Source organism: Cryobacterium melibiosiphilum, assembly GCF_003602235.1.
In the GTDB taxonomy this organism is placed as follows: Bacteria; Actinomycetota; Actinomycetes; order Actinomycetales; family Microbacteriaceae; genus Cryobacterium; species Cryobacterium melibiosiphilum.
This window is the reverse complement of the sequence record NZ_QZVS01000087.1, coordinates 38,519-51,708: the sequence shown is the minus strand read 5'-3', so window position 1 is coordinate 51,708 and position 13,190 is coordinate 38,519. Positions and strand designations below refer to the sequence as shown.

The 13,190-nt window shown below is 68.7% G+C and carries 12 protein-coding genes; 3 read left to right on the top strand and 9 right to left on the bottom strand.

What is annotated here, in order from left to right; all coding sequences use genetic code 11:
• Nucleotides 1-166: 166 nt before the first annotated feature.
• The 4 genes from D6T64_RS13055 to D6T64_RS13040 form a co-directional block, all read right to left on the bottom strand.
• On the bottom strand, nucleotides 167-1,579 hold the full coding sequence (locus tag D6T64_RS13055; protein ID WP_233551160.1) for an LCP family protein: 1,413 nt from the start codon (nucleotides 1,577-1,579) through the stop codon (nucleotides 167-169).
• A complete protein-coding gene (gene purE / locus D6T64_RS13050; RefSeq protein WP_119975121.1) occupies nucleotides 1,576-2,088 on the bottom strand; it encodes a 5-(carboxyamino)imidazole ribonucleotide mutase in 513 nt (170 codons plus the stop codon). The genes D6T64_RS13055 and purE overlap by 4 nt, the downstream gene beginning before the upstream one ends.
• 83 nt (nucleotides 2,089-2,171) lie before the next feature.
• Nucleotides 2,172-3,599, bottom strand: a complete 1,428-nt coding sequence (locus tag D6T64_RS13045; protein WP_233551157.1) for a dihydrolipoyl dehydrogenase family protein — start codon at nucleotides 3,597-3,599, stop codon at nucleotides 2,172-2,174.
• A 136-nt stretch (nucleotides 3,600-3,735) separates the two neighbouring features.
• Nucleotides 3,736-4,872 carry a 5-(carboxyamino)imidazole ribonucleotide synthase gene (locus tag D6T64_RS13040; protein WP_119975119.1) on the bottom strand — a complete coding sequence of 379 codons (1,137 nt, stop codon included), beginning with the start codon at nucleotides 4,870-4,872 and terminating at the stop codon, nucleotides 3,736-3,738.
• 162 nt (nucleotides 4,873-5,034) lie between these two features.
• Here D6T64_RS13040 and D6T64_RS13035 point away from each other — a divergent pair, with 162 nt between their 5' ends.
• Nucleotides 5,035-5,577 carry a GtrA family protein gene (locus D6T64_RS13035; RefSeq protein WP_119975118.1) on the top strand — a complete coding sequence of 181 codons (543 nt, stop codon included), beginning with the start codon at nucleotides 5,035-5,037 and terminating at the stop codon, nucleotides 5,575-5,577.
• A gap of 12 nt (nucleotides 5,578-5,589) precedes the next feature.
• Here the strand turns inward: D6T64_RS13035 and D6T64_RS13030 are convergent, their stop codons facing one another.
• On the bottom strand, nucleotides 5,590-6,273 hold the full coding sequence (locus D6T64_RS13030) for a PH domain-containing protein (protein WP_233551155.1): 684 nt from the start codon (nucleotides 6,271-6,273) through the stop codon (nucleotides 5,590-5,592).
• A gap of 113 nt (nucleotides 6,274-6,386) precedes the next feature.
• Nucleotides 6,387-7,313, bottom strand: coding sequence for a biotin--[acetyl-CoA-carboxylase] ligase (locus D6T64_RS13025; protein ID WP_119975117.1), 927 nt, complete (start codon nucleotides 7,311-7,313; stop codon nucleotides 6,387-6,389).
• Between D6T64_RS13025 and D6T64_RS13020 the strand changes: the two genes are divergently transcribed.
• Nucleotides 7,312-8,970 (top strand): acyl-CoA carboxylase subunit beta, encoded by a 1,659-nt coding sequence (locus D6T64_RS13020; protein ID WP_119975116.1) that lies wholly within the window; start codon nucleotides 7,312-7,314, stop codon nucleotides 8,968-8,970. The genes D6T64_RS13025 and D6T64_RS13020 overlap by 2 nt on opposite strands.
• Before the next feature lie 9 nt (nucleotides 8,971-8,979).
• The gene (locus D6T64_RS13015) at nucleotides 8,980-9,261 is read left to right on the top strand and encodes an acyl-CoA carboxylase subunit epsilon (RefSeq protein WP_119975115.1); all 282 of its coding nucleotides are present in this window, start codon (nucleotides 8,980-8,982) and stop codon (nucleotides 9,259-9,261) included.
• Between the two features lie 824 nt (nucleotides 9,262-10,085).
• On the opposite strand, the gene D6T64_RS13010 is transcribed toward D6T64_RS13015, so the two are convergent.
• Genes D6T64_RS13010 through D6T64_RS13000 form a run of 3 tightly spaced genes read right to left on the bottom strand, consistent with a single transcriptional unit; the run spans nucleotide 10,086 to nucleotide 13,139 of the window.
• Nucleotides 10,086-11,111 (bottom strand): hypothetical protein, encoded by a 1,026-nt coding sequence (locus D6T64_RS13010; protein WP_119975114.1) that lies wholly within the window; start codon nucleotides 11,109-11,111, stop codon nucleotides 10,086-10,088.
• The gene (locus D6T64_RS13005; protein ID WP_147364556.1) at nucleotides 11,108-12,451 is read right to left on the bottom strand and encodes a sensor histidine kinase; all 1,344 of its coding nucleotides are present in this window, start codon (nucleotides 12,449-12,451) and stop codon (nucleotides 11,108-11,110) included. The genes D6T64_RS13010 and D6T64_RS13005 overlap by 4 nt, the downstream gene beginning before the upstream one ends.
• Complete coding sequence (locus tag D6T64_RS13000; protein WP_119975180.1) at nucleotides 12,444-13,139, bottom strand: response regulator transcription factor; 696 nt, start codon at nucleotides 13,137-13,139, stop codon at nucleotides 12,444-12,446. Before D6T64_RS13000 ends, D6T64_RS13005 begins: the two co-directional genes overlap by 8 nt.
• Nucleotides 13,140-13,190 lie beyond the last annotated feature (51 nt).

Sequence of the window (13,190 nt, the reverse complement as noted above, 5' to 3'; positions counted from 1 at the left end):
GAAACGGCAAGGCTAGCAGCGCCCGGCGAGACGTTCGAGCCGGGCCCGCAGGTCCTGCTCAGCGGGCGTCAACGAGTCGAGCCTGGGCGAGTAGAAATCGTGGTCGAGACGTGTGAAGATCGCCTCTCGCAGGCCCTCGAGCATCTCCGGAGCGAGCGCAACGCCGTTATGGGGCCGGGGTAGGCGTGGGGGTCGGTACGAGGGCTGCGTCGATGAGGGCGCTGATGGCGAGCCAGTCCGGGTTCTCGGGGTCGATGCCGTTCTCGGGGATCAGCGGCACCGAGGTGATCGGCAGCGACCGGGTCTTCGAGGCCAGGTCGACGAAGTAGCCGAGCATGCCCTGTGGCACGTCGGTGCTGACCACCTGTTCGCCGGCGGCCGCGACGCCCTGGAACTTCGCGAGCACGTTGGCCGGGTTGGCCTGGGCGAGCAGGGCCTCCTGCATCTGGGTCTGCCGCTGCATGCGGTCGTAGTCGCTCGTGCCGTGGCGCGAGCGGGCAAACCAGAGCGCTTCGTAGCCGTTCATGTGCTGCATTCCGGGTTCGAACCAGAACAGCACCTCGGAGAAGGTCTCGTCGGTGTGCACCGGCACCCGGTTCTGCACGTCGATGTCGACGCCGCCGAGGGCGTCGATGAGCTCCGAGAATCCCTGCATGTCGATGAGCACGTAGTACTGGATGGTGAGCCCGGTGATGCCCTGGGCCGCCTCGAGGGTGGCCTGGATGCCCGGGGAGCTGCCCTGCGCCTCGGCATCGGGGTAGAGGAACGGGCGTTTCAGTTCGGCCTCGGTGAAAATGGAGTTGAGCATGCAGGCCGAGACGTCGCATCCGTCGATGGCGCCGTAGCCTTCGGGGTACAGAGCGCCGAGCGCCGAACCGGCCGAGAACGGCACGTCCTCAAGGTTGCGCGGCAGGCTGATCGTGGTCGCGGCGCCCGTGGATGCCTCGATACTGACCACCGAGATGCTGTCGGGCCGCAGACCGTCGCGGTCGGCGCCGGCGTCACCGCCGAGCAGTAGCACGTTGTAACGGCCGTCGACGGGCGGCTCCGACGGGCCCGTCACGAACACCTCGGAGAGGAAACTGCTGGTCGTGGCGGCGATGTAGGCGCCGTAACCGGCGCCGCCGCCGACGATGACCATGAGGATGGTCGCAAAGCCGGCGATGATCGGCCGGGCGCCGGGCGCCGCGCGCAGTAGGCGCGCCAGCCGCAGCGTGTCGAGGGTCAGCACGACCCAGACGATTCCGTAGAAGATGAGGGCGGCCGCGGCGACCCAGAGGCCGATGTTGCTCGTGAAGACCGTGAGAACGGTGCCGGGCCAGAGCAGGTAGGCGCCGCCGACCACCACGGCGAGCGCGATCAGGGTGAGGGTGGCGCCGAGGCCGAAGCGGCCGAGCCGGCGGCTGCCGGCGAGTACCTGTGCGGAGCCGGGCAGCACGAAGTTGAGAACGACGAGCCACCAGGCCCGCTTGGTCATGGTGCGCGCGGAGCCGGCGTTGGGATGCCGGATGGGATTGGTCGCGCGCGCCGAGGTCAGACCTCGGTGCGCGTTCGAGTACCCCGCCTGCGCCCGGCTCACAGGCTCGCGTGCAGACGGATGTTCTTCTGCTCCACCTGGTCGGCGAGATCGACGGCGAACGCGTCAAGCTGGGCGCTGAGTGTCTCGTCGGCGGTCGCGAGGATCTTCACGGCGAGCAGCCCGGCGTTGCGGGCCCCGCCGATGGAGACGGTCGCCACGGGCACTCCGGCGGGCATCTGCACGATGGAGAGCAGGGAGTCCATGCCGTCGAGCAGCCCGAGCGGCACCGGCACGCCCACGACGGGCAGGCTGGTCACGGCGGCGAGCATGCCCGGCAGGTGCGCGGCACCGCCCGCCCCGGCGATGATGACCTTGAGGCCGCGGGAGCGGGCATCCGTGCCGTAGGCCAGCATTTTCTGCGGCGTGCGGTGGGCGCTGAGCACCTCGACCTCGTAGGCGACACCGAATTCGCGCAGTAGCGCGGCGGCGGCGGTCATGACCTTCCAGTCCGAATCGGAGCCCATGACCACTCCCACCAGGGGGGTCGCGGGCGTGCCGGCTTCGGGCATGGGGGTCACAGAGTTCTCGGGCACGTGGTTGATCCTATTCGGGTGTTCTGAAAAAAGGCCGCAGTGGCACGCGGGAGGCCGCCTCAAGCCCGGAGGCCGGCGATCAATTCGCGGGCCGCTATCCCAATGATCGCACTGTAGGTGGGGTAGGCAAACCGCACCTGGGCGAGGGTGGCAAGGTCGACCCCAGCGGCCATCGCCGTGGTCACCGACTGGATGACCTCGACCGCATTCTCACCGGTCGCATGCGCGCCGAGCAGAAATTCGCCGCGGCGGTCGGCGATGAGCTTGAGAAATCCACGCTCCCGATCGTCGATGACGGCGCGGTCAAGCTGCGAATACGGCACGAGCACGACCCGACAGCGGATGTCCCCCAGCCGCGCCTGCTCCTCGGTCAGGCCCACGCCGGCGTAGTCGGGGTCGGTGAACCCACCGGACGGCAGAAGGTGCGGCGGGGTGCGGCGGTTCACGTGCAGCACCGCGTTCTCGGCCGCGGACTCCCCCTCGAACTGCGCCGCCTGTACGAGCATGTCACGGCCGTTCGCATCGCCGACCGCGAAGATGTGCGGCACCGAACTCCGAAAAAAGGCGTCGACGACGACGGAGGACCGGGCGGTGTCGACTCCAGCCTCCGGCAGTCCCAGGTCGAGCACGTCGGCTGGCCATCCGGTCGCCATGATCACGGCGTCGAAGGAGGCGGCCAGCGCCCGGCCGGCGGCGGCGAAGTGCAGGGTGAGGGAGGCATCCGCTTCACGGACGAGGCGTTCGATGCCGCCGATGCCGAGGTGCACGGTGACGCCCTGGTCGACGAAGGCCTGCGCCACCGCGTCGGACACGGCGGCGTCGGAGTTGACGAGCAGGCGCGGGGCGACGTCGAGCAGGGTCACGGCCGAGCCGAAGGAGGTGAACACGGTGACCAGCTGGGCACCGGTGTTACCGCCGCCGATCACGGCCAGCCGCCGCGGGATCGCCGGCAGCCCCAGCACGTGCTCGGGCACGACCGCGAGGTCGGCGCCGGGAATGGGCAACCGGCGGGAGTGGCCACCGACACAGATGATGAACGCGTCCGCAGTGAGGATGCGACCGGAATCGAGCAACACGGTGGCTGAATCGGTGAAACGGGCACGTCCCTCGAGGACGAGGGTGATGCCTGCGGCGGCGAATCGTTCGGCTTCGCGTTTGATGGACCGCACTCGCTCGACGGTCTGCTCGACGTGGGCGACCGTGGCCGGCCAGTCGACGGGGTGCACCGTGACCTCGAGGCCGTATGTTTCAGCGGTGCGAATTTCCCGCATCAGCCGCGCGGCCTTTGCGAGCACCCGGGTGGGCACGCAGCCGGTGTTGACGCAGGTTCCGCCCAGCCGGTCGGCTTCGAGCACGGCGACGGATGCCCCGAGCTCGGCCGCCCGCAGCGCCGCCGCGGTGCCGGCGGGGCCGGCACCGATCACGATGACGTCGAAGTGGTCGGGGTGTTCGGGCACGGTCTGTTCGGGCACGGTCTGTTCGGGCACGGGGTGCTCCATCCGCTCGGGATACCGACCGTGGCGCAGTCGGCTGGGAATTCACCCGTCAGCCCTTGCAGTCGGCCTTTGCAGTCGGCCTTTGGAGTCGGCTCGTGCAGTCGGCCCGTGCAGTCAGCCCGGGAGCTCAGTCCTGAAAAAAGGCCGCAGTGGCGCGCGCCTGGTAGGCCACTTCATCCAAATCGGTGCCCACGGCGGTCACGTGGCCGATTTTGCGGCCCGGCCGGGGAGCCTTGTTGTAGTTGTGCACTTTCACCGACGGATGCGCCGCAAATGCCTGCGGGTAGCGGTCGCCCATCGAGCCTTCCGCGGGCCCGCCGAGCACGTTGACCATGATCGACCAGGGCTCGCGGGCCGCCGCGCTGCCGAGCGGCAGGTCGAGCACGGCGCGCAGGTGTTGCTCGAACTGGCTCGTCACGGAGCCGTCGATCGACCAGTGACCCGAGTTGTGCGGGCGCATGGCCAGTTCGTTGATGAGGAGGCGGCCATCCGTTGTTTCGAAGAGTTCGACGGCGAGCACACCGGTCACGCCGATGCCTTCGGCCACGCTGCGGGCGATCTGCTCGGCGACGCCGGCGAGACGACCGGCGGAGTGCGGGGCCGGGGCGACGACCTCGGCGCAGACGCCGTCTTTTTGCACGGTCTCGACGACCGGCCACGCTGCGATGTCGCCGGAGGGCCGGCGGGCCACGACCTGTGCAAGTTCGCGGCGAAAGTCGACGAGCTCTTCGACGAGCAGGGCGCCGCCGTTGGCGTCTTCGGCGAGCGCCTGGAACCAGTCGTCGGCCTCGTGCTTGTGGGCGACGACGCGCACGCCCTTGCCGTCGTAGCCGCCGCGGGCGGTCTTCACGACGGCTCGGCCGCCGTGGTCGGCGAGGAAGGCCTCGAGCTCATCGGGGTTTTCGACGCGGGCCCAGTCGGGAACGGGCAGGCCCAGTTCGGTGAGGCGTTGGCGCATGAGCAGTTTGTCCTGCGCGTAGAGCAGCGCGTCGGGGCCGGGGTGCACGGCCACGCCGCGGGCCACGAGGTCGCGCAGGATCTCCTGCGGCACGTGCTCGTGGTCGAAGGTGATCACGTCGACGGTCTCGGCGAACGCGACGACGGTGTCGAGGTCTCGGTAGTCGCCGACCGCACTCGCGGCGAGCTCGGCGGACATGCCGGGTTGCTCGGCGAGCACCCGAATGTCGATGCCGAGGTTCACTGCGGCGGGAATCATCATGCGGGCCAGTTGCCCGCCCCCGATCACACCAACGGTCTTACTCATATGTTCACCAATCTTTGAGCCAGCGTTCAGGTGCACGCGGGAGAATTCAGGCCGTGCCTGTCTTCGTACAGGGGCGTGGCTTCGCACAGGCCTAAACTGCGACGAAGGCAGTACCCATCTTCGCTCACTGATGATCCTTTACCAATTAGCCGAAAACGGTACATGTCGAAAGCGCCCCTGAGCTTGTCCGATGCCCCCCGCAGCCGCCTGCTCGCCTTCGCGAGCCAGCTCGGCAAGTTCGGCGCGGTGGGACTTGTCGGCTTTGCCGTCGACGTGACCGTCTTCAACCTGCTGCGCACCACGATCCTCGACTCCGATCAGGTGCACGCCGGCCCGATCTACGCGAAAATCATCTCCACCCTGCTGGCCATTCTGGTGAACTGGATCGGCAACCGGCTCTGGACCTTCAGCGCCAACCGGCAGGACCACACCGTGCGGGAGGGCCTCGAGTTCTTCGCCGTGAGCCTGGCCGGCATGGGCATCGGACTGGCCTGCCTCTGGGTGTCGCACTACGTGCTCGGCTTCACGAGTGTGCTCGCCGATAACATCTCCGGCAATGTGATCGGGCTCGCGCTGGGAGCAGTTTTCCGGTTCAGCCTGTACCGCTGGTGGGTCTTCGCGCCGCATCGGAGAGGCGCCGCGCCGGTGGCGCCGGCCGCGGCATCCGCCGTGTCGACCGAGAGCCTGGCCGCCGCGCGCGACTGACCCGCGCGGCTGTTAGCGGGCGGCCCAAAAAGCGGTGTCGTCGGCGAGCGCCGACTGTTCCTGGCGTCGGGAGCCCATCACCGTGCGGGACTGCTCCATCAGGTCGTTGAGCACCTGCTGCACCAGGGCCCCGTTCGGAACGTCTTTCAGCACGAGCGGATGCTCCAGCCCCGAATTGATCAATACGTCACCGCTGCGAAATGCCGACTGAAACCAGTTCTGGCGCAGGGTGACGTCGTAGCCTCGGGTGTGCAGCAGCTCCTGCCGGGTGTGCACGAAGAACCCGTGCCGAAAGATGATGCGCCGGCTGGTGATCGTGTAGCGGCGGTTCAGCCAGAAGACGAGCGGCAGCAGCCACAACACGAGGATCGCCGCCGCCGCGCCGATCAGCAGCGCCGCGTCCTGCCAGTCCTGGTCGAAGGTTCCGGCGTAATAGCCGGTGACACCGCAGATGCAGAACAGCACCAGGGTCGGAAAGAACAGGATGCGCGCGTTCGGCCGCAGTCGGGCGATGACGGTCTCGGTCGGCTGGGCCTGCGTGGGCTGCACCGGCGCGCCGGCGGGTCGGCTCGGCTGGTTGACGCCGAACGGGGCCGGGCCGGGACCGGCGGGCGGCCCGGCGAACGGGCTGCCCGGATTGCTCGGGTGCATCACGCCGGTGTCGCCCGTACCGTTGGTCTCGCCGTTGCTGCCCATAGTCAATTATTACCGCACCCGCCCGTTTTCGCGGCAGGCGGCCCGCTGCGCCGAACCGTGAGTTGAGCATCCGTTTTCACTGAAAACGGATGCTCAACTCACGGTTCGGCGGGTCAGTAGCGCAGGTGGGTCACATCGCCGGCGCTCACGGCGATCGGTTCGCCGTCGACCTGGTCGGCGACGATCAGCCGGCCGAGTTCGTCGATGCCGGTCGCGGTGCCGATCAGGTCGGCGCCCCCGGGCAGTTCGACCCGCACCACGGAGCCGATGGTGCCGCACAGCCGGGTGACCTCGGCGAGGAGTCCGCTCGTGAGGGGGTCGGCATCCGCTGCCAGAAAATCGCGGTACAGGGTGAACAGTTCGGTCAGGTAGGCGGCGAGCACGGCGTCGGGGTTCGGGTCGGTGCCGGTGACGAGCAGCAGCGAGGTCGAGGTGAGGGTGGGCAGGTCGTGTTCGTCGAGGGAGACGTTGAGGCCGGCTCCGATCACGATGCCGCTGCCCGTGGAGCCGCCGGACGGGCCGCCCGAGCTCGGCAACAGCTCCGAGAGGATGCCGGACACCTTGTAGCCGTCGATCAGCACGTCGTTGGGCCACTTGAGGGTGACCTCGTGGGCGGGATTCTCGGGTTCACGCTGGTCGGTGACGGGCACCTCGCTCGCCTGCACGAGTGCGCGCACCGCCCGGGTCATGGCGGCGCCGGCGAGCAGCGGAAACCAGCCGAGCCGCTCGGGCGGCAGCGCTGCTCGGGCCGCGGTGGCAGGCCGCAGGAGCACCGAGATGGCCAGCGACTTGCCGGTGGGGGCCATCCAGGTGCGGCCGAGACGTCCGCGGCCGCGGGTCTGGTTGTCGGTCACGACGACCGAGAGCTCGGGCCAGGCGGCGGCGAGGGGCGCGGCGGTGCCGGCCGGGGCATCCGTCGCCGGCGCGGCGGAACCGGCCGCATAGCCGACCAGCACCGTGTTCGTTGACCCGGCTTCGGCGAGGTATTCGAAGCGGGCGGCATTGCGGTGCACGAGGGCGCGGCTGAGGGCGAATTCCATGCCTTCATTCTCGCCGAATTCTCGTCGAACTCGGGTTGGTAGGGTTACAGGTGTGACTGATGAGACGCCCGTCGCGGGCCCCGACCTGTATACGACGGCTGGAAAGCTCGCCGACCTCAAGCTGCGCTACCACGAGGCGGTCACCGCGAGCGGTGCGACGGCGATCGAGAAGCAGCACGCCAAGGGCAAGATGACCGCCCGGGAACGCATCGAGCAGCTGCTCGACCAGGGTTCCTTCGTGGAGATGGACGAGTTCGTGCGGCACCGCACGGTCGGCTTCGGCATGGAGAAGAAGCGCCCGTACGGCGACGCCGTCGTCACCGGAACCGGCACCATCCACGGCCGCCAGGTCGCCGTGTACTCGCAGGACTTCACCATCTTCGGCGGCTCGCTCGGCGAGGTCGCCGGCGAGAAGATCATCAAGGTCATGGACCTCGCCCTGAAGACCGGCGTGCCGATCCTCGGCATCCTCGACTCCGGCGGAGCCCGCATCCAGGAGGGTGTCGTCGCCCTCGGCAAGTACGGCGAGATCTTTCGCCGCAACACCGCCGCATCCGGTGTCATCCCGCAGATCTCGATCATCTGCGGCCCCGCCGCCGGTGGCGCGGTCTACTCCCCCGCGCTGACCGACTTCGTGATCATGGTCGACAAGACCAGCCAGATGTTCGTCACCGGCCCCGACGTGATCAAGACCGTCACCGGCGAAGACGTGGGCATGGAAGAGCTCGGCGGCGCCCTCACGCACAACCAGCGCAGCGGCGTGGCGCACTACCTCGCCGCCGACGAGCCCGACGCGCTCGACTTCGCCCGCACCCTGCTCAGCTACCTGCCCGACAACAACCTCGCGGACCCGCCGGTCTTCGACAGCGAGATTGAGCTCGAAACGACGGATGCCGACCGCAAGCTGAACACGATCATCCCGGATTCCCCGAACCAGCCCTACGACGTGAAGACCGTGATCAGCCACATCGTGGACCACGGCGACTTTCTCGAGACGCAGCCGCTGTTCGCGCCGAACATCGTCGTGGGCTTCGCCCGGGTCGAGGGCCGCTCGGTGGGCATCGTCGCCAACCAGCCCAGCGCCATGGCCGGCACCCTCAACATCGAAGCCGGCGAGAAGGCCGCTCGCTTCGTGCGGTTCTGCGACGCGTTCTCGATCCCGATCCTGACCCTCGTCGACGTGCCCGGGTTTTTGCCCGGCACCGACCAGGAGTGGACGGGCGTCATCCGCCGCGGCGCGAAGCTGCTCTACGCCTACGCCGAAGCCACCGTGCCGCTCGTCACCGTCATTCTGCGCAAGGCCTACGGCGGAGCGTACATCGTGATGGGCTCCAAGCAGCTCGGCGCCGACGTGAACCTGGCCTGGCCGACCGCGGAGATCGCGGTCATGGGCGGCCAGGGCGCCGTGCAGATCCTGTACCGCAACGAGATTCGCGCGGCCGAGAACGCCGGCGAAGACGTGGCCGCGGTGCGCACCCGACTCTCCAACGAGTACACCTACAACGTGGCGAGCCCGTTCCTGGCCGCCGAACGCGGCGAGCTCGACGGCATCATCGAACCGGCCGCGACCCGGGTGTCGATCACGAAGGCGCTGCGCTCGCTGCGCACCAAGCGTGCGAGCCTGCCGGCTAAGAAGCACGGGAACATCCCGCTGTAGGGCGGCATCATGACAGAGTCCACACCTTCTGCGCCAGCGGATGTGCCCGCCCCGGCGGCAGCCCCGCCAGCCCCCGGCATCGACCCGGCCGAGATCATCTTCGTCAGCCGCAATGTGACGGCGATGGAGGCATCCGCTGTCACGGCGGTGCTTCAGGGTCTGCTGCAGGAAGAGTCCGACGGCAGCCGCACCGCGCCCGCGCGCGGGCAGAGCGCCTGGCAGCGCAGCACCCGCTCGATTCGCACGCCGCTTCACCCCGGCCCCGGCCAGTGGCGGAGCTTCAGCGCCTGACCCCGTGATTGCCAGGCCCGCACGGGCGTTCTGCGCCACGTCGTCGGCGAGGTTGTGCAGCCCAAGGGGCCACCCCTGACACTTCGCGGATGCCGCATCCCGCCAGGGGCAGATTTTGGCATCTCGCGGCCGTGCCGCACACCCCAAGGGGCCACCTCTGACACTTCGCTCACGAGGTGTCACAGATGGCCCCTTGACCCGCGTGAGGTGTCACAGAAGGCCCCATGAATCGCGTTCAAGGGGCGTTCTGTGACACCTGGTGAGCCAATTCGCAGCTGAAGGGGCCATCTCTGACACTTCGCCCACGAGATGTCAGAGAATGCCCCATGACAACGCGATGGCCGGGCGTCGGAAGGCCCTGCTAAGGGCTGCAAGAGGCTGCAAGAGGCTGCAAAGGGCCATCTCTGACACTTCGTGGACCGCAGACCGTTGCCTAGCGAGCGACAGTCCCAAAAAGGCCACGAGCATCGTCCCTGGCGCCCTTGCCCGTACCCCTGACGGGCGGACCTGAGTGAAGACCGCGCCCCGCGTGTCCCCCACTCGTGTCCCCCACCCCGTGTCGCCCACGCGTGTCCCCCACCCATGTCCCCCTAAATGCCGACTGTGCAACGCCGCGGACACGCGCAGAATAGACATGCTCGGTGATGCTCTTAGAGTTTCACCACCATTCATTCGCCGACTAGGGTAAGCGGGCGAATCGTTTGGGGGCGAGGGGAAACGATATTCGGGTTATCGCTTCCGCTCGGAAAGCAAAAGGGACCACCTTCGGGTGGTCCCTTTTTTGCATCCAGCGGTGCGTCCGGCGGTACGGCCGAGGTGCGGCCTCAGGCACTCGCGCGCACGCGCGGAATCTCAAGCCACAGGTCGACCTCATCGCCCGAGGACTCCTGGCCCAGGGCGCTCACGCTCGGGTCCGGACTGCACAGGCCGACCACCGTCACGGCCGTCTCTGACCCGTCGGCGGCCGTGCGGGCGATGATCTTGTCGGCGCTCGTACGCCCGATCGCGCGGGCGAGCTCGTTGAGCACGTCGTCGAGCACCTGCCCGTCGAGTTCGTCGATGCTGCCCTCATCGAGAAGCGTGACGATCGCGCCGCGGCGCCGCGCGGCCATGACCTGTTCGCGCACGGCATCGTTGAGCAGCCGGCGACCGCGAATCTCATCCCGAATCGCCGCCTCGAGATACCGGCACTCGAGTTTGTCGTCGTCGGTGAGCACGCCGCCCTGGTCGACGATGCGGCGCAGCATGGGAAGGGACATCCGGTTCGTATAGGTGAGACGCACCTGGCGCTCGTAGAGGTGAGCCTCCTGGGCGGCCTGCCAGCGTGAGGCCTCCCGCTCGGCACGAGCGAACTGGCGCGCATCCCGCCCGGCCTTTGCGAGGGCACGGGAGAGCAGCACAGCGGCGGCGACCCAGACAACGCTGCCGATCACGCCGAACGATCCGAGGGATCCGAACCCAGCCCAGATCACGGTGTGCACCACCAGGAAGCCCGACCCGAGCCACGCCACGACGGGCCGCTTGCGCGTGGCCGTGATCGTGAGCAGGGTTCCGACGGCGGCCACATACCAGGTCGCGTAAACGAGGTCGGCGGTCGGGTCGAGCTGGGTCGTGACGAGCAGCGTCACGACGGCGCAGACGGCGAGGTTGAACAGGGCAAGGCCGAGGGGCATCCGCGTGGGGCTCGTCGGCCAGAGGCTGATGAACGTGGCCAGGAGGTAGAGCGCCATGGCGGCCAGGATCGGTGCGGCATCCGTCGCCATGGCCAGGGAGTACACGCCGAGAAGCACGTGATAGACCGAAAACAGGGCCGCGACCGCCAGGATCAGCGCGCGGGGGTGCCGGATCATGCGGATGCCCCGTGCTGGGCGTCCAGGTCGGCACCCAGGACGGGAGTGGGCCAGTGAATGGCGATCGTCGTGCCCCGGCCGGGACTCGACCGTACTTCGGCGGTACCGCCGGCGCTCTCGACCCGCCCCTGGATGGACAGGCGCAGGCCGAGCCGCCCGCTGGACACGGACGCGAGGTCGAAGCCGACGCCCGCGTCGGAGATCTCGATGGTGGCGCCGCCGATCAGGGTGGCGCCCATCGTCACGGTGCGTCCGAGGGAGCCATCTATCGGGCCGGCGTGCTGCATGCTGTTGACCATCGCCTGCACGGTCGCGGAGTACAGGGCTTCGCTCGCCTGCTCGGGCATCGTGAGCGGCTCGATGGTCTTCTCCGTCACCGTGAAGGTGCAGGCCAAGGCACCGGCAGCCTGGCGGATGCGCCCGGCCAGCCGGGAGAAGGGAACGCGACCCACGTCATCCGTCGGCTCAGCCCCGGCCTCATCGAGCCGGGCGATCGCGTTGCGCGCCATGGTCGCGGCGAGCTCGGCCCCTTTGGGCGTGTGGGCGCCGGCGGCCGAGAGCAGGGTGGCGAGCACGGTGTCGTGCACGATCGAGTCGACCTCGACCCGCTCGACCTCCGTCGCGTGCTGGCGAACCGCCAGGGCGTACTTCTGCAGGGCGTTGCTCTGGGCCACGTCGACCGCCTCGGTCGCCTGCCGCAGCATGTAGATGATGATCAGCACGACGGCGCCGAGGAGCGAGGCGTAGACGACGTCGAGCAGGGCGAGGGCCAGTTCGGCCTGGCCGCCCGCCGGCAGGATGCGCACGATGCCGTACATCACGGGGATCACGACCGTGTAGATCGCTGCCCAGCGCAGCGGAAAGGCGATCGCCGCGCAGGACGTCGCGACGGTACAGAGGTACCAGATCCACGGCTTGCCATCGAGCACGGCATCCCGGTCGAGCATCAGGAACGGCCAGGCCACGAGGGCCAGCACGTAGACCGACGCGACAATCGTGGTGGTCGTGCGCACCCCCCTGCGCACCAGGGTCGCGATCACGACCGACAGGATCGACAGGGCGAGGGCCAGCCCGACAAGGAAGGCGCCCACCGGTCTGCGTTCGCCGAACTGTGCGAGCATCGCCGGAACGGACTGCAGGGCGAAGATCAGGGACACGCCCGCGACCGAGCGGTACAGCACGGTCTCGATCTGCGCCCGACTGATCGGGTTGCGCTGTTGTTCGCCGGTGCTCGTGGCGCCCGTCGGCAGCGGGCCGGTGAACAGGGATCCGGTCGGTGGCCCGCCGTTCGAGGCGCCAAGCGGCCCGGCACCGGTCACGGCACCGGTCGGATTAGACACGGCCGTCGCCCAGGTCGGCGTCGAGGCCGGGCAGGATGCCGTCTTCCACGGCGCGGCGCAGCAGGTCGACCTTGGTCGGAGCGGGGCGGCCAACCTCGACGTACTTCACGCGGATGCGGTCGAGGTATTCGCGCGCGGTCGAGTGCGCGATGCCGAGCTGCATGGCGACCATCTTGAGCGGCAGACCGGAGGCGTAGAGGTGCAGCACGTCGCGTTCGCGGCGGCCGAGCTGGGCCTTGGCGAAGTCGCGGTCGGCGTCGATCGCGGTCGCCCACTCGAGGTTGTTCAGCACGTCACCGCGGGCGACGGATGCGACGGCCGCCATCACCGTCGTCGTCGGGCTCGATTTGGGGATGACTCCGGCGGCGCCGGCGGCGAGGGCCTCCCGCACGTAGGCGACCCGGTCGGCGATGCTGTGCACGAGCACGGCGCTGCCGGTGGACTGCACGAGGTGCACGTTGTCGGTCACGATCGAGCCGTCACCGAGCGACAGGTCGAGCACGATCACGTCACACTGGCGGCCGGCGAGGCCGTCAACGAGGCCCTGAGCGGTGGCCGCGGCGTACAACACCTCGAAGCCCGAATTCTCACAGGCCGCTTTCAGGCCCAGCCGAACCGATTCGTGGTCGTCGACGATGCCGACGCGTACCCGGCGATCGACCTCTACCGGTGTCTCTGCTGCTGCCATGATCACGGTCGTGTTCCTTCGTTTCTCGGTTTGTGCTTAACGATAGCGACG